Origin of the sequence: Sphingomonas sp. AP4-R1, assembly GCF_013113735.1 — a bacterium.
Taxonomy (GTDB): Bacteria; Pseudomonadota; Alphaproteobacteria; order Sphingomonadales; family Sphingomonadaceae; genus Sphingomonas_I.
This window is the reverse complement of record NZ_CP053346.1, coordinates 1,940,043-1,959,483: the sequence shown is the minus strand read 5'-3', so window position 1 is coordinate 1,959,483 and position 19,441 is coordinate 1,940,043. Positions and strand designations below refer to the sequence as shown.

The following is a 19,441-nucleotide window of genomic DNA, read 5'->3' as shown; positions in this document are numbered from 1 at the left end:
GCGTAACGATTATTGGAAACCCTCTCGCCTTCCCGTCGTTGTGCGCGAGAAGGAGAATGAAAATGCGCATACTGCTCATCGCGGCCATGCTGGCCACCACCACGACCTCGTTCGCCGTCGGCCCGATCGGCGCGGCCTCGGCACAGGACCGTCGCTATGACCGCGATGATCGCCGCTATCGTGGCCGCGACCGCCGCTATTACCAGAATTGCAAGCGCAGCAGCGGCACGACCGGCCTGATCGCCGGTGGTGCGGGTGGCGCGGTGCTCGGCAACGTGCTGGGCGGCGGTACGCTCGGCACGGTTGCTGGTGGCGTCGGCGGCGCCCTGCTCGGCAAGCATCTCGACAAGAAGCATGACTCTGCCCAGAACCGCAAGAATGGCTGCTGAGGGCTGAGGCGGTTGGCGTAAGCCAGCCGCGCCCCTCATCGTTCGTGCTGAGCCTGTCGAAGCACCGTCCTTCCTTTCTCGCACCCGGCGATCGAAAGGAAGAACGGCGCTTCGACAGGCTCGGTGCGAACGGAAACTTGCACGATCGGCCAGCCTAGCGCCGGTCCTCAGGTTCCCGCTCCACGATCCATTCGTGATTTTCGACCAGCACCGATCGAACGGGCCGGTCATCCTCATCCAGAGCCGGACGAAAGCGGAAACGCTGCTCGATCTGGCGGCACGTGATCGCATCGACCACCGGATTGCCGCTGGAATGATCGATCCGGCACGCCGAAGCGCGGCCGTCCACGCCCACGGCATAGCTGACGCCGACGGTCCCGCTCCAGCCGGTCGCTCGCAATTCGGGCGGCAGATCGGCGAAGGACAGCCGCCCTTTCACCCAGCGCGGCGGCGTTCCATTCCCCTCGCCGCCATCCCCGCCGCCACCATCGCCATCGCCCCGGCCGCCCGCGCCCTGCCCCGGACCGGACCGGTCCGAAGCGCCGGACTGCGCGGCCATGCCGATATTCGGCGCCGGTGCCGCCACCACGGGCACGGGAGGCGGCAACCGGATGACCGGCGGCTTGGCGACGATCTCGGTCGCCTTGTTCCTCAGATTGGGCGGTGAGGGCGCGCCCTTCGCACGCTCGCGCGGGACGACGGGCTCGGGGGGTGGCGGAGGCGGCGGTGCGGGCGGCCGCAGATCGACCAAAGCCAGCGCCGTCTCGCCGATCCGCGCGACCGACACGTCGAACGCGCTCATCAGCAGCCCGGCCGCCGATGCCAGCACGAGCGCGGTGCCCGATCCGGCGATCATCCTGTCCCGTATGCGCGCCTGCATGCCCTATCAACGCGCGTCTGGCGATCCGGCGCCACGGCCTCTCGCCCGCGCCCGCCTTTCGCGCCCGGTCCGCCCCACGCCGCGCAAACAAAAAGGGCCGGGGATCGCTCCCCGGCCCTTCCTGTTCGGTTGTGCCGTGTGGCTCAGGCGGTCGCGACTTCCGCGACGTCGACCTTGATGCCCGGGCCCATCGACGACGAGATGGCGACCTTCTTCAGGTACTTGCCCTTCGCGCCCGACGGCTTGGCCTTCACGACCGCATCGACCAGCGCGTCGAAGTTCGCGCGCAGATCCTCGGCCGGGAAGCTCGCCTTGCCGATGCCCGAGTGGATGATACCGGCCTTCTCGACGCGATATTCCACCTGGCCGCTCTTGGCGTCCTTCACGGCCTGCGCGACGTTCATCGTCACGGTGCCGAGCTTCGGGTTCGGCATCAGGCCCTTCGGACCCAGCACCTTGCCGAGGCGGCCGACGATGCCCATCATGTCCGGGGTCGCGATGCAGCGGTCGAAATCGACCGTGCCGCCCTGGATGATCTCGAGCAGGTCTTCCGCACCGACGATCTCCGCACCGGCGGCCGTGGCTTCTTCAGCCTTGGCGCCGCGCGCGAACACGGCGACGCGAACGTCCTTGCCCGTGCCCTTCGGCAGATTGACGACGCCGCGGACCATCTGGTCGGCGTGGCGCGGATCGACGCCGAGATTCAGCGCGACTTCGATCGTCTCGTCGAACTTGGCGGTGGCGTTGGTGCGGGCGAGAGCGATCGCCTCGTTCACGCCGTACAGCTTCTCGCGGTCGACCGCGGTGGCCAGAGCCTTGGCCTTCTTCGTCAGCTTAGCCATGGATCAGCCCTCCACCACTTCGAGGCCCATCGCGCGCGCGGAGCCTTCGATGATCTTCGTCGCCGCGTCGATGTCGTTGGCGTTCAGATCCTTCATCTTCGCGGTCGCGATCTCGGAGAGCTGCGAACGCTTGATCTTGCCCGCGGACACCTTGCCCGGCTCCTTCGAGCCCGACTTCAGGCCGGCGGCCTGCTTGATCAGATACGTCGCCGGCGGCGTCTTCGTCTCGAACGAGAACGAACGGTCGGCATAGACGGTGATCACGGTCGGCAGCGGCGTGCCCACGGCTTCACCAGCCGTCTGCGCGTTGAACGCCTTGCAGAATTCCATGATGTTGACGCCGCGCTGACCGAGCGCGGGGCCGATCGGCGGCGACGGATTGGCCTTGCCGGCCGGCACCTGCAACTTGATGTAACCAGTAATCTTCTTCGCCATGATTACCTCCTATGGCTTAGCGGTGATGGCGGCAGGCCGAAGCCCGCCTCCCGCGGATTTGCTCGCTACGCGCTCCTGCAAAAGCAGGAGCCCAGGGCCGCGAGCGCAGCGCCTGTGACTCTGGATTCCCGCGTTGGCGGGAATACCGGAATTCTTACTTGACCCGTTCGACCTGCTCGAACTCCAGCTCCACCGGAGTGGCGCGACCGAAGATCGAAACCGAAACCTTCACGCGGCTGCGGTCGAAATCGAGTTCCTCGACCACGCCGTTGAAGCTCGCGAACGGACCGTCCAGCACCTTGACCGAGTCGCCGATATCGAAATCGACCTTGATCTTGGTCTTGGCGGGGGCGGCGGCGGCCTCCTCCTTGGTGTTCAGGATGCGCGCGGCCTCCGCATCGGAGATCGGCTGCGGCTTGCCCGAGGAGCCGAGGAAGCCCGTCACCTTCGGCGTGTTCTTCACCAGGTGATAGACGTCGTCGTTCATCGCCAGCTTCGCGAGCACATAGCCCGGGAAGAATTTGCGATCCGACGTCACCTTCTTGCCGCGGCGGACTTCGGTGACCTTCTCGGTCGGAACCTCGACGGCTTCGACGAGCGTTTCGAGGCCGAGACGGGTCGCATCGGTGAGGATCTGCTCCCGCACCTTGTTCTCGAAGCCCGAATAAGCGTGGATGATGTACCAGCGCGACATTGTTCTAGGCGTGCCTCAACCCTGGACGAGCGACAGCAGGAACTTGACGATCCGGCTGAAACCCCAATCAACGACGAAGAAGAAGATCCCGAGGATCAGGGTCAGCGCGACCACCATGATCGCCGTCATCACCGTTTCACGCCGGCTGGGCCAATAGACCTTGGCGGTCTCGGCCTTCACTTGGTTCATGAATTCGGTGGGACTGATCTTCGCCACGAAATGCTTCTTCCTTAATTCCTGAACGAGGCATGGGACCGTCGCCCGGTCCTTATCGGAGCCGGTGCGGACCCATCCACGCTTTCGGATTGGGGCGCCAGATACCTCTTTGGGCGCCCGGACGCAAGACGCCACCCGTCGCGCCGCCCCGCGACCGGACCGGAAGGCTGGCTGCGACGCGATGCGGAGACTTGCCTTGGGGGCCCACCCCTTTAGTCTGGTCACGGGGCCGTGCATCGGGAGGATGCCACGCCCGATGGGGTTTTGGGGGCAGAATGACATTTGTGAAGGCGGCGGCGCTGTTCGCGCTGGCCGGGGTGGGATGCGGCGCGGCACAGGCGGCCGATCCGGTGGCGGAAGCATTCGGGGCACGGCCCGGCGTGGAGCAGGCCTCGCTCTCGCCCGACGGCAGCAAGGTGGCCTTCATCGTGCCGACCAGGGGCCAGGGATCGACCCTGTTCACCGTCGGCACAGAAGAAGGCGCGACGCCGCGCCCCGCGCTGGCGGTATCGGGTGCGCCGGACAGGCTGGCGAAATGCAGCTGGATCTCGAACGACCGGCTCGTCTGCACCTTCTGGGGCATGGTCAAATCGCCGGATCTCTCGCGCCCCCTCTCTTATTCCCGCCTGATCGCGGTGGATGCCGGCGGTGGCAACCAGCAGATGCTGACCGCGCAGGATGTGAACCAGCGCAGCGCGACCTTCTATGGGGGCGCCGTGCTGGATTGGCTGCCCGGCACCGACGGACAGGTGCTGCTCGCTCGCCAGCACCAGCGCACCGACCAGAGCGGCACCAATATCGGCAGCCGTGAGCAAGGGCTCAGCGTCGATCGCGTCGACAGCCGCACGCTGCGGTCGACCACGATCGAGCAACCCCGCGCCGATGCGATCAAATATATCACGGACGGGCTCGGCACTGTCCGCATCGCCGGCTTCGCCCGCTATGCCGGGCAGACGTTTCAGAGCACCGGCGTCTATGGCTATCGCTACCGCACGCAAGGGTCGCGCGACTGGCAGACGCTCGGCGATTACGACTCCGTCAATCGTGAGGGCTTCAATCCCTACGCCGTCGATCCCGACAAGAATATCGCCTACGGCTTTCGCAAGCTGAACGGGCGGCTGGCGCTCTACACCCACGCGCTCGACGGATCGAACACCGAAACGCTCGTCCTCGCACGGCCCGACGTGGACGTGGACGATCTGGTGCGGATCGGGCGCAAGCGGCGCATCGTCGGCGCCAGCTATGCGACCGACAGCCGCGAGGTCATCTATTTCGATCCGGCGCTGAAGGCGCTCCGAACCGCGCTCGGCAAGGCGCTACCGAATGCTCCGATCGTCGACATCGTCGATGCGAGCGAGGATGAGAGCAAATTGCTCCTGATCGCCTCGTCCGACAATGATCCGGGCATCTATTATGTGTTCGACAAGACCACCAAGCGGCTCCAGCGCATTCTGGAAGTGCGCCCGCAGCTCGCCGGCCGCACGCTGGCGACGGTGCGCCCGATCACCCTGAAGGCGAGCGACGGCACCGCGATCCCCGCTTATCTCACGCTGCCGCCCGGCAGCAGCGGCAAGGGCCTGCCCGCGATCGTGATGCCGCATGGCGGTCCCGCTGCCCGCGACGAATGGGGCTTCGACTGGCTGCCCCAATATTTCGCGGCGAAGGGCTATGCGGTGCTGCAGCCGAACTTCCGTGGCTCCGAGGGCTTCGGCGATGATTTCCAGATGGAAAATGGCTTCAAATCCTGGCGCATCGCGATCGGTGACGTGGTGGATTCCGGGCGCTGGCTGGTGGCGGAAGGCATCGCCGATCCGAAGCGGCTCGGCATCGTCGGCTGGTCCTATGGCGGCTATGCAGCGCTGCAATCGGCGGTGATCGCGCCCGATCTCTACAAGGCCGTCGTTGCGATCGCGCCCGTCACTGATTTCGGTGTGTGGCGCGAAGAGTTTCGCAACTGGTCCAATCATCGCGCGACCGCCGATTATGTCGGCCCGGTGATGGCGGAGGCCTCACCCGCGCAGAATGCGGCGAAGATCAAGGTCCCCGTATTGCTGGTCCACGGCACGCTCGACAGCAATGTGGGCTATGGCGAATCGACGCTGATGAAGGGCAAGCTGGAGGCGTCGGGCGCGAAGCCCGTGCTGATCACCTTCCCCGAACTGGATCATCAGTTGGAGGACGGCGCCGCCCGCGCGCAACTGCTGGAACAGAGCGACGCGCATCTGCGCAAGGCCTTCGGGATGTGAGAGTCGGTCTGCGCATGCGCGGAAGAGCGCATGCGCAGACCGCACCAGCGCCACGGACGCATTCTCGAACACGATTTCGCCGGGGCCCCCTTTCGGGGAAAGATCAGGCGAAAATGGCAGGAGTGGGGGGACTCGAACCCACGGCCCTCGGTTTTGGAGACCGATGCTCTACCAACTGAGCTACACTCCTCCGCAGAGGTGGAGCGCGCATAGCGGCGGGGGCGGCGGTGCGCAAGGGCGTCTATCCGGAGCGACCGCCGAACTTTGGAAAGTACTCCCGCGAACGCGGGAGCCCGGAGCTTCGGACAACGGCGCCCGAAAACCCTGGGCTCCTGCGTTCGCAGGAGCGCGACAGGATCAGCCCTTCTGCGCCACCAGCACTTCGGCCACCTGCACCGCGTTCAGCGCGGCGCCCTTGCGCAGATTGTCGCCCACCACGAACAGGGCCAGCCCGTTCGCGACCGTCGGATCGGGGCGGACGCGGCCGACGAACACGGGATCGTGGCCCGTGGCGTCCAGCGGATTCGGCACTTCGGTGACGACCACGCCCGGCGCATCCTCCAGCAGGGCCAGCGCGGCATTCACCGAGATCGCCCGCTCGAACTCGGCATTGATCGACAGCGCATGGCCCGAGAAGACCGGCACGCGCACGCAGGTGCCCGAAACGGTGAGATCGGGCAGATCGAGGATCTTGCGGCTCTCGTCGCGCAGCTTCAGCTCCTCCTCGGTATAGCCGTCCTCGCCCAGCACATAATTGAGCGGCACGACATTGTAGGCGATCGGCACTGCCCACTTCTTCACCGGGCCGAGATCGACGCCCGCGCCGTCCATCGCCAGCGCCTCGCAGCCCTCGGCTCCCGCCACGATCTGGTCGCGCAGCACCTCGACGCCCTCCATGCCGCCGCCCGACACCGCCTGATAGGTGCTGACGACGAGGCGCTTCAGGCCCGCCGCCTCGTGCAGCGGCTTCAGCACCGGCATCGCCGCCATCGTCGTGCAGTTCGGATTGGCGACGATGCCCTTGGGGATGTTGCGCAGCGCCTTGGGGTTCACCTCGGCCACCACCAGCGGCACCTCCGGATCGGAACGCCAGGCCGAGCTGTTGTCGATCACGATCGCGCCCGCCGCCGCCACCTTCGGCGCGAGGTCCTTCGAGGTGCTGCCACCAGCCGAGAAGAACACGATGTCGAGCCCGGCGAAATCGGCGGTCGACGCATCCTCCACCACCACGTCGCGATCGCGGAAGCGGATCGTGGAGCCGGCCGAACGGGCCGAGGCGAACAGGCGCAGCTGATCGAGCGGGAAATCGCGCTCGGCCAGCAGCTTCGTCATCATCGTGCCGACGAGGCCGGTCGCGCCGACGACGCCGACATTGGGAAGGCCATCGCGGCCACGGAAGTTGGTCATGAAATGCGTCTCCTGAAGTGTGCGGAGGCGCGGAGGTCGTTGATCCCGGTAGGATCGGCCCCGCGCTTCGGCGGGGCTGATGTCCGGTGCGCTTAGCGGGAAACCCCCAGCGCAGCACGGACCGCCCCGCTCGCGCGGGTCGGCTTGATGCTAATCGCTTTGGGTGCGGCAGCGGACATGGAGCGCCCGTTAGCGGGCGGAATCGCGCATGTAAATAACACCCCCGCCATTCCGCCCGATTCTATCATTGCGCAGCGGATTCTGTTTGCGAAATGCACGAAAGCGCATTCGGGGCGGCATCGGACCGCTCCCTACCCAACCTCCCACAGAGTGAACTGATTGGGAGATCGGTTGGGGAGCGGGCCGGTGCCGCCTCGCGCCGAAAGGCGCCCCCTCAAAGCGCGGAGGTTTTGCTTCCGATCCCGTCGAGCGTGGCGACCGCCTCCGGCGGCAGCACCAGATCGGCGACGGCGAGATTCTCGCGCAGATGGCCGAGCGACGACGTGCCGGGGATCAGCAGGATGTTAGGCGAGCGCTGCAGCAGCCACGCCAGCGCCACCTGCATCGGCGTCGCCTCCAGCGAGGCCGCGACATCGGACAGCGCGTCCGACTGCAGCGGGCTGAAACCGCCCAGCGGGAAGAAGGGCACATAGGCCACGCCCTCCGCCGCCAGCGCCGCGACCAGCGCATCATCCTCCCGGTGCGCGAGATTATACTGGTTCTGCACGCAGACGATCTCGGCGATGCCGCGCGCCTCCTCGATCTGCGTGGGCGTCACGTTGCTGAGGCCGATCCGGCGGACCAGCCCCTGCCGCTGTAGTTCGGCCAGCGCGGTCAGCGGGGCCTCCAGCGATCCCTCGGCCGGGCCGTGGATGCCGAACATCAGGCGCAGATTCACGACATCCAGCACGTCGAGGCCGAGATTGCGGAGATTGTCATGCACCGCGCTTGTCAGCTCTTCGGCCGAGAAAGCCGGATTCCACGACGCATCCTCGCCCCGCTTCGCGCCGATCTTCGTGACGATGACGAGATCGTCGCGATAGGGATGCAGCGCCTCGCGGATGATCTGGTTGGTGACGTGCGGTCCGTAGAAATCGCTGGTGTCGATATGGTCGACGCCCGCCTCCACCGCCGCGCGCAGCACCGCCACGGCCTGCGCGCGATCCTTCGGCGGCCCGAACACGCCCGGCCCCGCCAGTTGCATCGCGCCATATCCGATGCGCTTCACGGTGCGATCGCCGAGCGGGAACGTGCCAGCTGTGCCGAGATGGGTCATGGAGAGTCTCCTGTAAGGTGACAACGCATATAGACAGGCTCACACCGCACGATAATATCGCACAATCCGTACAGGTCGTGCGCAGGAGCGAACAATGGCGAGCGATCTCGGCGAACTGACCGCCTTCGTCGCGGTGGCGCAGGCGGGCGGGTTTCGCGAGGGCGCCCGCGCGACCGGCGGCAGCGCGTCGGGGCTGAGCGAGGCGGTGCGCCGGCTGGAAACGCGGCTGGGCGTGCGCCTGCTCCACCGCACGACGCGCAGCGTGGCGCCCACCGAGGCGGGCGCGATGCTGCTCGATCGGCTCCGCCCCGCGCTGGGCGAGGTCGAGGCGGCGCTGGATGTGGTCAACGGCTTCCGCGATCGGCCGATCGGCACGCTGAAACTGAACGTGCCCGTGGTCGTCGCGCGGCTGGTGCTGCCGCGCATCGTGCCCGCCTTCCTCGCCGCTTATCCCGACATCCGGCTGGAGGTGACCGCCGAGGACGGCCTCGTCGACGTGCTGGCCGCCGGCTATGATGCGGGCATCCGCTATGACGAGCGGCTGGAGCAGGACATGATCGCGCTGCCGATCGGCCCGCGCACGCAGCGCTTCGCCACCGCCGCCGCCCCCGCCTATCTCGCACGCCAAGGCCGCCCCGATCATCCGCGCGATCTGCTGGATCATGCCTGCCTCGCCGCCCGCCACGCGAGCGGCGCGATGACGGTGTGGGAGTTCGAGCGCGAGGGCGAGGTGGTGCGGATCGATCCGACCGGGCCGCTCGTGGTCCGCATCGGCGCGGCGGTGGATCTCGCGGTCGGCGCGGCGGTGGCGGGCAGCGGCGTCATCATGCTGTTCGAGGAATGGCTGCAACCCTATTTCGACAGCGGCGCGCTGGAGCCCGTGCTGGAGCCTTGGTGGGACAGCTTCTCGGGCCCGTTCCTCTATTATCCGGGCCGCCGCTACCTTCCCGCCCCGCTCCGCGCCTTCGTCGATTTCGTCCGCGCGCAGGGGACATGGGAATGACGGACGGCACCGTCCCTCCTCCCCCTCCCGTCCGTCCCGAGCCATGGGCCTGCTGCGGCCGGGGCTGCTCGCCGTGCATCTTCGATTATTATAACGAGGCGCTCGCCCGCTGGCGCGCCGCGATGCTGGCGCGCGGGCTGGAGCCCCCCTCCATTCCGGATGCGACACCCTGGCGGAATTGGTGAACGCCATCGTGTCGCCGGTGGAATGGACGTGCGTTAAGGGTTAGACTGGCCGCATGGCCGAGCTGGACCCCGACCTGCTGTTGCGCGCTTATTCCGTCGGCGTGTTCCCGATGGCGAACAGCCGCGAGACGGACGACGTCTTCTGGGTCGAGCCGAAGAAGCGCGGCGTGCTGCCGCTCGACGGCTTTCACCTCTCGCGCAGCCTCGCCAAGACATTGCGCTCGGGCCGCTTCACCACCACGGCGGATCGCGCGTTCGGGCGGGTGGTCGCGATGTGCGCGGAGGCGACGCCGGGGCGGCCGGATACGTGGATCAATCCGCAGATCGAGTTGGCCTATGGCGAGCTGCACGCGCGCGGCTACGCCCATTCGATCGAGACGTGGGAAGGCGATCCTGCCGAGGGCCGGCTGGTCGGTGGCCTGTATGGCGTGCGGCTGGGGGGCGCCTTCTTCGGCGAGAGCATGTTCAGCCGCGCGACCGATGCCTCGAAGGTCGCGCTCGCGCATCTGGTGGCGCGGCTCAAATATGGCGGCTTCCAGTTGCTCGACTGCCAGTTCCAGACCGACCATCTCGCCACGATGGGCGCGATCGAGATCGCGCGCGCCGATTATGTCGTGCTGTTGGATGCCGCGCTGGGCTTGGGCTCGGCCGCCTCGGCGGCGGGCGTCGTCGCGGCGGGGTCCGCCGATTTCTTCGCGCTCGACGGTGCCGCACCCGATGCCGATCCGGCCGAGACGGTCGCCGGGCCCACGTCCGCGTGCCGCATCGTGCAGCTCTTGGGCCAGACGTCCCAATAGGGATTTTCGACGACGTTGAGCGACGGGCTCTCCTTGTAGAGCCAACCCGAGAAGATGCGCCGCCACTGGCCGTCCGATCCGTGCAGATCGGCCTGCACGAACGCGCCGGTCAGCTGCTCCGGCTCCCAGTCCGCCGTCTGGTCGCAGGCGCGCAGGCGCACGATCAGCGATCCGATACGGCGCGCCTCGCCCGGCTTCAGCGTGATGTCGCGCGAGACGCCGTCGCGCTTGTTCAGCACCCCCAGCACGGCGACGCGCTCGGCCATCGGCGTGTCGCTCTTGGACAAAGGCGGCGTGGGCGTGCGGGGCGCGGCCTTGGCGGCGGGCGCCGATTCGTTGGCGAGCGCGGCATCGGGCGCGAGCGCCGCCGTCTCATTCCCGTTCGCGGGAGACTGGACCGCGACCGCGGCGCCGAGGCCGATCGCGCCCACGAGGATCGCGCCCAGCGCCAGCGCGCCGGATCGGCCGATCCTCACGGCTTGGCGCCCGTGGCCCCCTGATCGCCCCCGGCAGGCGCGGAGGGCTTGTTGATGAACTGGCCGATCAGCGCCATCAGATCCATCGCGCCCTGCGTATCGGTGATCGTGTCGCCATTCTTGAGCGGGGTTTCGGAGCCGCCCGGCGTCAGCGCGACGAAGGTGCTGCCGAGCAGGCCTTCGGACGTGATCGCCGCGCTCGAATCGGCGGGCAGCTTCACCGCCGGGTCCAGCGCGATCGTGATCGCGACCTGGAACGTCTGCGGATCCAGCTTCTGGCCGGTCACGCTCCCGATCTTCAGGCCCGAGACGCGCACGTCGGTGCCGACATTCACGCCGCTGGCATTGGGGAACAGCGCTGTGACCTTGTAGCCGTCCGCATGGCTACCGCCGCCGGTGCGATCCCAGGCGAAGAGGATGAAGACCCCTGCGAGGATCACGACGAGAAGGCCGACGATCGCCTCGCCGGCATTCTCGCGGAAAAGGCCCCTCATGGGTTGCCGGGGCTCCAGGCCTCGTAATCGCCGGTCGCGGCCGCGCGATTGCCGCCGCGCTCCAGCGCGCCGGCCGGGCGATAGGCGCCGAGCGTGCCCGTCAGGTTCGGCAGCGTTTCCTTCTCCCAGACGCGCGCCGGCGGCAGCGCATCGGGGACGAGATCGGTCGTGTGATGCAGCCAGCCATGCCATTCGGCGGGCACGCGGCTCGCATCGTTGGAGCCCTTGTAGATCACCCACCGACGGGTCAGCCCGTTCGTGGCCTTCTTGGCCTCGAAATAGGCGTTGCCGAGCGAATCGGTGCCGACCGAGCGGCCGTTGCGGCGGCTGTACAGGAGGGTGCCGATGGTGGCACCTTCCCACCAGGTGAAGATCTTCATCAGCGCAGACATGGACAGGGCGCTTAGCCGCTTACCGGGCGCCTGTGCAACCGGGTGCGACACGAACGGCCGCCATCGATCGCAAATTTACCAGCGGACCTGATCGCCGACGGCGATCCCCTGCGCCTTCACCGCGCCGCCGTTCAGCTCCAGCACGGCCGCGGCCGGCTCCGGACAGTCGATCAGGTCGAGCGACAGGGGCACGGCATTTTCGGCGATGCGGACGATTCGGTGGTCCGGCCCGATGAAGATCAGGTCGAGCGGCAGATAGGTGTTCTTCATCCAGAAGGTCGCCGGGCGCGGCGGCGACATCGGAAAGATCATGCCGTGATCGGCCGGCATTGTCTTGCGATACATGAGGCCGGTTTCCTGCTGCTCGAACGTGGTCGCCACCTCCACGGTGAAGGTGCGGACCTTGCCCTGCCCGCCGATCTTCAGCGGCACCGTCCGCAGCGACTGGGCGGAGGCGGCCGGCTCGGCGGCGGCCGGAGCAAACACAACAGGCGCGATCGGGACGAACGCGGCACAGACGGGGGCGATCAGCAACGCGGCGCCCACCGCACGAAGATTACGAATCATGCACCCTCGACAATGACGGCGAGCGGCCCCTTGCGGCCGTCGGCGATGCGCGCGCGCAGCGGCTGATCGGGCTCGATCTCGCCCAGCCCGGCGCGGCGGACCGTCTCCATATGGATGAAGATGTCCTGCGTCGTGCCGGGGCGCAGCACGAAGCCATAGCCCTTGATCTGGTTGAACCACTTCACGATCACCGGCTCGAACGGCCCGGCGATCGCGAGCAGAGCCATCGGATCGACGCGGTCGGCATTCTTCTTGGCGATCATGTCGGCATCGGGGCCGATCGCCGTCGACAGATCGATCTTCAGGATGCGGCGCGCCTGCATGCCGCGCTGGCGCTCCACCGCTTCGCACACGACGCGCGTGCCTTCCGGCAGGGTGCGGCGATCATGTTCGCGCAGCACCGAGAAGTGAATCAGGACATCGCCCTCGCCATCGTCCCCGACCATGAAGCCGAAGCCGCGCGTTCCATCGAACCATTTGACGGAACCACTGACGCAGAGGACCGTTTCCCCCGTCGCCATAGCTGGGGAAGCCTCGTCCAGATCCACTCCCGTCGCGAGCCCCCGGCCCGCCTCGTCGTCACTCATGGAACTTGGGCATTCCTTCACAGAGGCCGGAGAGGCCTACAAAGTGTTAGCTTAGCAGGCGTCCCCGATAAGGGAAAGTCTCCGGCCTAAAAACGCCAAAAGTGAGGCAAGGTCTTCAAGTCTCTGGAATCTCGCCCGGTTCGCTCATCGCGATGCGGCGGGCGAGGCCGGGATCGTGTCCGCCCCGAACCAGCATCGCGATCGCCCGCTCGCGCGCGGGACGGTCGAGCGGTTCGGCGGCATAGGGCCCGACGCGCCGGCGCCGCGCCAGAGCCAGCGCCGCATCCAGCGCGCCCTCCCGCGCCGAGGCGAGCGCCTCTTCGCCATCCTCCGCCTCGATCCCCGCCGCGCGGAAGGCCATGCCGATGCGCCGCGCGCCATAGCCCCGCCGGCCGAGCGCGGCCGCGCGCTGCTCCGCGAAGGCGCGATCGTCGACATAGCCCAGTTCCGCGATCCGGGCGACGAGCGCGTCGGGATCGGGCGCGGCCTCCCCCGCCCAGTCCGCTTCCCCGATCTTCCGCAGCAGATAATCGCGCAGTTTCGCGCGGCTCGTGGCATAGCGGCCGACATAGCGCAGCGCGAGCGCCTCCAGCCCTTTCGCATCCAGCGAACGGGTTCCTCGGCGCTGCCTGGATGCGGTGGACTGTCTCATTCGCCACGTTTGTGCCACAAGGCTGTCGAATTTAGAACGCGCCGCCGATTATAGGTTAAAGGTTGGTGACACGGGTGCTTGCGCCCGGCGGGATTTTTTTTGGAGCTGCCAGAGAGTGAGTTCGGGCAAGACCTTTGATCAAGACGGTGGGGCTGACGACGCAGCGATTCTCCGCAGCACCCCCAGCGATGACGGCCTGCCGCGACGCTATGCCGACTTCCCGACATTGGGCGCCTCGCTCGATTATGCGGCGGGCGGCACGCGCGGCCTGAACTTCCACGATCCGCGCGGCACGCTGGTTCGCCCCTACCCGTTCGCGGAATTGCGCGCGGACGCCATCGTCTCGGCGCGGGGGCTGCTCGCCGCCGGCATCAAGCCGGGCGACCGGATCGCGCTGCTGGCCGAAACGGGCACCGAATTCGCCGCCGCCTTCTTCGGCGCCATCTATGCGGGCGCCTGGCCGGTGCCGCTGCCCCTGCCCACCTCGTTCGGCGGGCGTGAGGCCTATATCGATCAGCTGGCCGTGCAGCTCGGCAGTTCCGATCCGATCCTGCTTCTCTATCCGGCCGAGCTGGAGGCGATGGCCGAGGCCGCCGCTTTGCTGAAGGGCGTGACCGCGCGTTCCTATGCCGCGCAGTCCGCTTTGCCCGCGCCGGATATCGCGCTGCCGCAGGCGTCGCCGGACGACATCGCCTATCTGCAATATTCCAGCGGATCGACGCGATTCCCGCATGGCGTGGCGATCACGCATCGCGCCTTGATGTCGAACCTCGCCGCCCATTCGATCGGGATGAGCGTGCAGGATGGCGATCGCTGCGTCTCGTGGCTGCCCTGGTATCATGACATGGGGCTGGTCGGCTGCCTGCTGTCGCCGGTCGCCAATCAGGTTTCGACCGATTATCTGAAGACCGAGGATTTCGCGCGCCGTCCGCTCGCGTGGCTCGATCTGATCAGCCGCAATCCCGGCACCACCCTCTCTTATTCGCCCACCTTCGGCTACGATATCTGCGCGCGGCGCATGTCGAGCCAGACGAAGGCGTCGGACCGCTTCGATCTGTCGCGCTGGCGCGTGGCGGGCAACGGCGCGGACATGATCCGTCCCGACGTGATGCAGGCCTTCGTCGACGCGTTCGCCGAAGCCGGCTTCAAGTCCACCGCCTTCCTGCCCTCTTATGGTCTGGCCGAGGCGACTCTGGCCGTCTCGATCATGCCGCCGGGCGAGGGCATCGTCGTTGAGCTGGTCGAGGAAACCGAACTGTCCGGCAGCCGCGACGAGGCGCTCGATCGCCCGCAGCGCTACCGCGCGATCGTCAATTGCGGGAAGCCCGTGCGCGACATCGTGATCCAGATCCGCGACGAGGATGGGGGCACCCTGCCCGAGCGTGCGATCGGCAAGGTCTGGTGCAGCGGCGCGCCCGTGATGGTCGGCTATTTCCGCGATCAGGAGGCGACCGACGCCTGCCTCGTCGATGGCTGGCTCGATACGGGCGACATGGGCTACATCAGCGACGGCTACATCTACATTGTCGGCCGCGCCAAGGACATGATCATCATCAACGGCAAGAACCACTGGCCCCAGGATATCGAGTGGGCGGTGGAGCAATTGCCGGGCTTCAAGGCGGGCGACATCGCCGCCTTCGCCATCACCACGCCCGGCGGCGAGGAGACGCCCGCCGTGCTGGTCCAGTGCCGTACCAGCGATCCCCAGGAGCGTTCGCGCCTGCGCGACGAGATCCGCGAGCGCGTGCGCGCGATCACGGGCATGAACTGCGTGGTCGAGTTGGTGCCGCCCAAGACGCTGCCACGCACCTCGTCCGGCAAGCTCAGCCGCGCCAAGGCGCGCAACCTGTATCTGTCGGGCGAGATCCAGCCCTACGATCTGGCGGCCTGATCTGCACAGTCGTTTTTTGCTGTCATGAGCCCCGTTGCAGGATCGGCAGGGCCAACAACCCGTTCGTGCTGAGCTTGTCGAAGCACCGTCCTTCTCCTTTGAAACGGGGAAAGAAGAACGGCACTTCGACAGGCTCAGTGCAAACGGCAGGAAAAGCGAATTTCGCGACGCTCCCTTCAGGGAGGATTTGCCGGTTTGACAGCGCCCGAAAGCCGCCCCTAGCCTGCCCCCGTTCCTGATGGGGGTTTCCGGCCTGATGACACGTTCCGCACTCGCCACTTTCGGCGCTTTTCTGCTCGCAACCACGGCGCACGCGCAGGCGCCGGGCCAGCTCGCCTTCCGCGATCTCTACAAGGAGTTCATCGAGACCGACACGTCGGTCGCGACCGGAAGCTGCACCGCGCTCGCCGAGAAGATCGCCGGCCACCTGAAGTCGGCGGGTTACAGCGACAGCCAGATCACCCTCTTCACCGATCCCAAATTCCCGCTCGATGGCGGCCTCGTCGCGATGCTGCCCGGCAGCGATGCCAAAGCGAAGCCGATGCTGCTGCTCGGCCATCTCGATGTCGTGAATGCCAAGCGCGAGGATTGGGAGCGCGATCCGTTCAAATTCATCGAGGAGAACGGCTATTTCTATGGTCGCGGCACCTCCGACATGAAGGTGATGGACGCGATCTGGGTCGATATGTTCATGCGCTTCAAGAAGGAGGGCTATCGCCCGAAGCGCACGATCAAGCTGGCGCTCACCTGCGGCGAGGAATCGGGCGCGCGGATGAACGGCGCCGAGTGGCTCTCGAAGAACAAGCCCGATCTGATCGCGGCCGAATTCGCGATCAACGAGGGCGGCGGCGGCGATACGGACGGCCACGGCAAGATCATCACCCAATCGATGCAGGTGGGCGAGAAATCGAACCGCAGCTACGAGCTGACCGCCACCAATCCGGGCGGCCACAGCTCGATCCCCATCGACGATAATGCGATCTACGAACTGTCCGACGCGCTGGAGAAGGTGCGCGCGTATAAATTCCCGATCCGCTTCAACGCCACCACCAAGGCCTTCTTCGCCAAGGCGGGCGCGGCGCGCGGCGACGATCTGGGCAAGGCGATGACGGCGCTCTCCGCCAACCCGTCCGACAAGGCCGCCGAGGCGACCGTGATCGCGGACCGCACCTATAATTCGATGCTGCGCACCACCTGCGTCGCGACGATGCTGGCGGCGGGTCATGCCGTGAACGCGCTGCCGCAGCGCGCCGTCGCCACGATCAACTGCCGCATCGCGCCGGGCGAGGATGGCGACACGACCAAGGCCGCGCTGGAAAAAGCGATCGGCGATCCGAAGCTGCAGGTGGCGATGGTCGGCCGTCTGCGCCCCGTCGCCGTGGTGCCGCCGCTGACCCCGCAGATCATGGGCCCGGCCGAGAAACTGGTCGCGCGTTATTTCCCCGGCGTGCCGCTGATCCCGACCATGTCGACCGGCGCCACCGACGCGACCTATCTCGCCCCCGTCGGCATCCCCACCTACGGCGTCCCCGGCCCGTGGGGCGACCCGGACGGCAACGGCGCCCACGGCCTGAACGAGCGCCACGCGGTGAAATCGGCCTATGTGAGCCGCGATTTCCTGACCGATCTGGTCAAGGCCTACGCCGACGGGAAGTGAACCCACGCCCCGGAGGCGAAAGACAACAGGCCCCCCTCCCTTGCAGGGAGGGGTTGCGAAATAGGCCACCGCCCCATTCCCGTTCCTGCTGAGCCTGTCGAAGCACCGTCCTTCTTCTTGAAAACGCCAGAGAAAGAAGAACGGCACTTCGACAGGCTCAGTGCAAACGGGGGGTAAAAGCGAAATTTCGCAACAATCCCTTCCAGGGAGGGGAGAAGGCACCTCACGGCTTCAGCGTCCGCCCCAGAAACTCCACCGAAACCTCGTCCGCGCGCAGCCAGCTCTCGTAGCGCAGGAAGCCGTGAATCTCGTTCGGCAGGATGAACGTCTCATAGGGCGTGCCCTGCGCGCGCAGGCGGCGGGCGAGGTCCACCGTCTGGTCGAAACGCACGTTGCGATCGTCGTCGCCCGCGATCAGCAGCACCGGTGAGGTCCAGCCCTTCAGCGCGGCCTCGGGCGAGCTTTCAAAGGCGGACTTCATCGCCGCCTCATAATCGCCCTGCTCATAGCGGTCCGGCTTGGAGATCAGGCTGGGGAAGAGCGACCAGTCATGGACGCCGTGGAAATCCACGCCCGCCTTGAAGGTGGCGCTGTCATGCGCGAGCGCGTGGGCCGTCAGCAGCCCGCCATAGCTGCCGCCCCAGATGCCGATCCGCGCCGGATCGACGCCGTTCGTCGCGGCGAGGAAGCGGGCGCCGGCCTGCACGTCCTGATATTCCGAATTGCCCGCGATACCGCCCTTGGCCGGATGCTGGAAGGCGCGGCCATAGCCGATGCCGAGCCGGTAATTGACCGACAGCACGACATAGCCGTGCGCGGCATAATATTGGTTCATCGCATAGGAGTGGGCGTAATATTCGCGGTAAGCCCAGCCCGCGAGCATCTGTCGCGGCGGCCCGCCATGGACGAACACCAGCCCCGGTTTATGAGCCGATCCGCCCTTGGCGGCGAAGAGCTGGCCGTGGATCGTGGTGCCGTCGGCGGCGGTGAAGGTGACGGGCTGCGGCACCACCATGCCAGAGGGCGCATAAGGCGCGCCCGCCTCGCCGATCGGATGCGCGGCACCCTTCGCACCCGCCAGCATCACGCGCATCGCCCCCGTCGCCGGCGCGCCGACATAAGCGAGGCGATCGTCGGACACGGCGGCGGCGGTGAACTCGCCCTCCACGCCCCTGGTCAGCGCGACGGGGGCGCCGCCGTCGACGCTGACGCGATACAGGTGACGGCGATCCACGTCGCCCGGCGTCGCCCCGGTATTCGCGTCGTAGATCAAGGACTTGCCATCCGGTGTCGCCGTCACATGCTCCACCATGAACGCCCCGGGCGTCAGCAGCTTCGGCGTGCCGCCCGCGGCGGGGAGCGCATAGAGATGTGGCCAGCCGTCCATCTCCGCGCGAAAGACGATCCGGTCGCCCGCCATCCATTGCACGAACATCCCGTCCGGCACTTCGGGATAGGAGCCGTCGAGCGTCTTCGGGCTCTCCCAAATTTTGCGGGCGCGGTTCGCCGTCACCTCCGCCACCCAGAGCGAGAAGGGATTGGGCGTCTCGGCCAACGGGGAGGCGAGGCCGTCCGGCTCGCCCTCGCGGCGGACGAAGGCGATGCGCGTGCCGTCCGGCGACCAGGCGAAGTCGCCGTCATAGGCGGTGGCCGGCGCCAGCCAACGGATCGGCACGTCCGGCCCGGCATAGATGCCGACGAAGCTGTGGTCGCCGCGCCGCGAGACGAAGGCCAGCTTCGATCCGTCCGGCGACCAGACGAGTTCGCCGACATGGCCGCGATCGTAGAACAGCTTCTCGGGCTTGGCGCCGGGAGTCAGCGCCACCGTCCACGCCTGATTGCCCTTGATGAAGGCCAGCCGCCCGGTGGAGGACAGAGCCGGCTCCGCGCCCTCCGCCACCTCGATGGGCGCGGCGCCGTCGACCGAGACCCACACGGACTGGGTCGGCTGCACCACCGCCGAGGCCGGATTGGGCGGAGGCAGGCTCGCCGCCCAGCCATTATGCTCGCCGCCGCCGCGCACCCAGGCGAGGATGCGGCCATCGGGCGAGAAGGTCAGCTCGCCCAGTTCCATCCCGTCGTCGAGCCCGGTGCCCGCCAGCCGCGTCGCGGCGAGATCCGCCCCCTTCGCCAGCCAGACGGACCGTTTGCCCTGCCGGTTCTCGATCCAGGCGAGCCGGCCGCCCTGCGCGGGCGCGGTGAGGCCGCTCAGGAACGGATAAGCGAGGAAGGTTTCCAGATCGGGCGGCGAGGCGGCCTGCACGGCCGTGATCGCCAGGCCGAAACCTCCCAGTGTCGCCAGCCAGTATTTCGCCCGCATCCGTCGCTCCCGCCCAGTCAGAGCAGGCAGCCTAT

The 19,441-nt window shown here is 67.3% G+C and carries 20 protein-coding genes, 1 tRNA gene and 1 pseudogene; 7 read left to right on the top strand and 15 right to left on the bottom strand.

Annotated elements, in window-relative coordinates; translation table 11 throughout:
* Positions 1–62: 62 nt before the first annotated feature.
* On the top strand, positions 63–389 hold the full coding sequence (locus HL653_RS09255; RefSeq protein WP_171744272.1) for a hypothetical protein: 327 nt from the start codon (positions 63–65) through the stop codon (positions 387–389).
* Positions 390–543: 154 nt separating this feature from the next.
* Here the strand turns inward: HL653_RS09255 and HL653_RS09250 are convergent, their stop codons facing one another.
* The 5 genes from HL653_RS09250 to secE all read right to left on the bottom strand — a co-directional run bounded on the left by HL653_RS09250 (position 544) and on the right by secE (position 3,456).
* Positions 544–1,269, bottom strand: a complete 726-nt coding sequence (locus tag HL653_RS09250) for an energy transducer TonB (protein WP_171744271.1) — start codon at positions 1,267–1,269, stop codon at positions 544–546.
* Between the two features lie 143 nt (positions 1,270–1,412).
* Positions 1,413–2,111, bottom strand: a complete 699-nt coding sequence (gene rplA / locus HL653_RS09245) for a 50S ribosomal protein L1 (protein ID WP_171744270.1) — start codon at positions 2,109–2,111, stop codon at positions 1,413–1,415.
* Positions 2,112–2,114: 3 nt separating this feature from the next.
* Positions 2,115–2,546, bottom strand: a complete 432-nt coding sequence (rplK, locus tag HL653_RS09240; protein ID WP_171744269.1) for a 50S ribosomal protein L11 — start codon at positions 2,544–2,546, stop codon at positions 2,115–2,117.
* Positions 2,547–2,700: 154 nt separating this feature from the next.
* On the bottom strand, positions 2,701–3,240 hold the full coding sequence (nusG, locus tag HL653_RS09235; protein ID WP_171744268.1) for a transcription termination/antitermination protein NusG: 540 nt from the start codon (positions 3,238–3,240) through the stop codon (positions 2,701–2,703).
* 15 nt (positions 3,241–3,255) lie between these two features.
* Positions 3,256–3,456, bottom strand: a complete 201-nt coding sequence (secE, locus tag HL653_RS09230; RefSeq protein WP_171744267.1) for a preprotein translocase subunit SecE — start codon at positions 3,454–3,456, stop codon at positions 3,256–3,258.
* A 275-nt stretch (positions 3,457–3,731) separates the two neighbouring features.
* On the opposite strand from secE, the gene HL653_RS09225 reads away from it, so the two are divergent.
* On the top strand, positions 3,732–5,702 hold the full coding sequence (locus HL653_RS09225) for a S9 family peptidase (RefSeq protein ID WP_171744266.1): 1,971 nt from the start codon (positions 3,732–3,734) through the stop codon (positions 5,700–5,702).
* Between the two features lie 114 nt (positions 5,703–5,816).
* On the opposite strand, the gene HL653_RS09220 is transcribed toward HL653_RS09225, so the two are convergent.
* From HL653_RS09220 to HL653_RS09210, 3 genes are all read right to left on the bottom strand, one after another.
* Positions 5,817–5,892: transfer RNA gene (locus HL653_RS09220), tRNA-Trp, on the bottom strand.
* Positions 5,893–6,059: 167 nt separating this feature from the next.
* Positions 6,060–7,109, bottom strand: coding sequence for an aspartate-semialdehyde dehydrogenase (locus tag HL653_RS09215; protein WP_171744265.1), 1,050 nt, complete (start codon positions 7,107–7,109; stop codon positions 6,060–6,062).
* A gap of 394 nt (positions 7,110–7,503) precedes the next feature.
* A complete protein-coding gene (locus HL653_RS09210) occupies positions 7,504–8,385 on the bottom strand; it encodes an aldo/keto reductase family oxidoreductase (RefSeq protein WP_171744264.1) in 882 nt (293 codons plus the stop codon).
* A gap of 94 nt (positions 8,386–8,479) precedes the next feature.
* Here HL653_RS09210 and HL653_RS09205 point away from each other — a divergent pair, with 94 nt between their 5' ends.
* From HL653_RS09205 to aat, 3 genes are read left to right on the top strand one after another with little or no spacing between them, the layout of a single operon-like run.
* Entirely contained in the window at positions 8,480–9,388 is a 909-nt protein-coding gene (locus HL653_RS09205; protein WP_171744263.1) for a LysR family transcriptional regulator, read from the top strand.
* The gene (locus HL653_RS09200; RefSeq protein WP_216599966.1) at positions 9,385–9,573 is read left to right on the top strand and encodes an oxidoreductase-like domain-containing protein; all 189 of its coding nucleotides are present in this window, start codon (positions 9,385–9,387) and stop codon (positions 9,571–9,573) included. Before HL653_RS09205 ends, HL653_RS09200 begins: the two co-directional genes overlap by 4 nt.
* A 53-nt stretch (positions 9,574–9,626) precedes the next feature.
* The gene (aat, locus tag HL653_RS09195; RefSeq protein WP_171744261.1) at positions 9,627–10,370 is read left to right on the top strand and encodes a leucyl/phenylalanyl-tRNA--protein transferase; all 744 of its coding nucleotides are present in this window, start codon (positions 9,627–9,629) and stop codon (positions 10,368–10,370) included.
* A gap of 32 nt (positions 10,371–10,402) precedes the next feature.
* Here aat and HL653_RS24585 read toward each other — a convergent pair.
* From HL653_RS24585 to HL653_RS09165, 6 genes and pseudogenes are all read right to left on the bottom strand, one after another.
* Positions 10,403–10,636: pseudogene (locus HL653_RS24585) on the bottom strand (DUF2155 domain-containing protein); the annotation flags it as partial.
* 206 nt (positions 10,637–10,842) lie between these two features.
* Positions 10,843–11,340 carry an outer membrane lipid asymmetry maintenance protein MlaD gene (mlaD, locus tag HL653_RS09185; RefSeq protein WP_171744260.1) on the bottom strand — a complete coding sequence of 166 codons (498 nt, stop codon included), beginning with the start codon at positions 11,338–11,340 and terminating at the stop codon, positions 10,843–10,845.
* Positions 11,337–11,732 carry an NADH:ubiquinone oxidoreductase subunit NDUFA12 gene (locus HL653_RS09180; RefSeq protein ID WP_171744259.1) on the bottom strand — a complete coding sequence of 132 codons (396 nt, stop codon included), beginning with the start codon at positions 11,730–11,732 and terminating at the stop codon, positions 11,337–11,339. Before HL653_RS09180 ends, mlaD begins: the two co-directional genes overlap by 4 nt.
* 75 nt (positions 11,733–11,807) lie before the next feature.
* On the bottom strand, positions 11,808–12,299 hold the full coding sequence (locus HL653_RS09175) for a DUF192 domain-containing protein (protein ID WP_171744258.1): 492 nt from the start codon (positions 12,297–12,299) through the stop codon (positions 11,808–11,810).
* A complete protein-coding gene (locus HL653_RS09170) occupies positions 12,296–12,820 on the bottom strand; it encodes a cold-shock protein (protein ID WP_253718021.1) in 525 nt (174 codons plus the stop codon). The genes HL653_RS09175 and HL653_RS09170 overlap by 4 nt, the downstream gene beginning before the upstream one ends.
* A gap of 181 nt (positions 12,821–13,001) precedes the next feature.
* Positions 13,002–13,538: a regulatory protein RecX gene (locus HL653_RS09165; RefSeq protein ID WP_171744256.1), complete on the bottom strand. Its 537-nt coding sequence runs from the start codon at positions 13,536–13,538 to the stop codon at positions 13,002–13,004.
* A gap of 166 nt (positions 13,539–13,704) precedes the next feature.
* On the opposite strand from HL653_RS09165, the gene HL653_RS09160 reads away from it, so the two are divergent.
* Positions 13,705–15,429: a fatty acyl-AMP ligase gene (locus tag HL653_RS09160; RefSeq protein ID WP_253718020.1), complete on the top strand. Its 1,725-nt coding sequence runs from the start codon at positions 13,705–13,707 to the stop codon at positions 15,427–15,429.
* A gap of 256 nt (positions 15,430–15,685) precedes the next feature.
* On the top strand, positions 15,686–17,086 hold the full coding sequence (locus HL653_RS09155; protein WP_171744254.1) for a M20/M25/M40 family metallo-hydrolase: 1,401 nt from the start codon (positions 15,686–15,688) through the stop codon (positions 17,084–17,086).
* Between the two features lie 223 nt (positions 17,087–17,309).
* Here HL653_RS09155 and HL653_RS09150 read toward each other — a convergent pair whose 3' ends face one another.
* Positions 17,310–19,406 carry a prolyl oligopeptidase family serine peptidase gene (locus HL653_RS09150; RefSeq protein WP_171744253.1) on the bottom strand — a complete coding sequence of 699 codons (2,097 nt, stop codon included), beginning with the start codon at positions 19,404–19,406 and terminating at the stop codon, positions 17,310–17,312.
* Between the last annotated feature and the right edge of the window lie 35 nt (positions 19,407–19,441).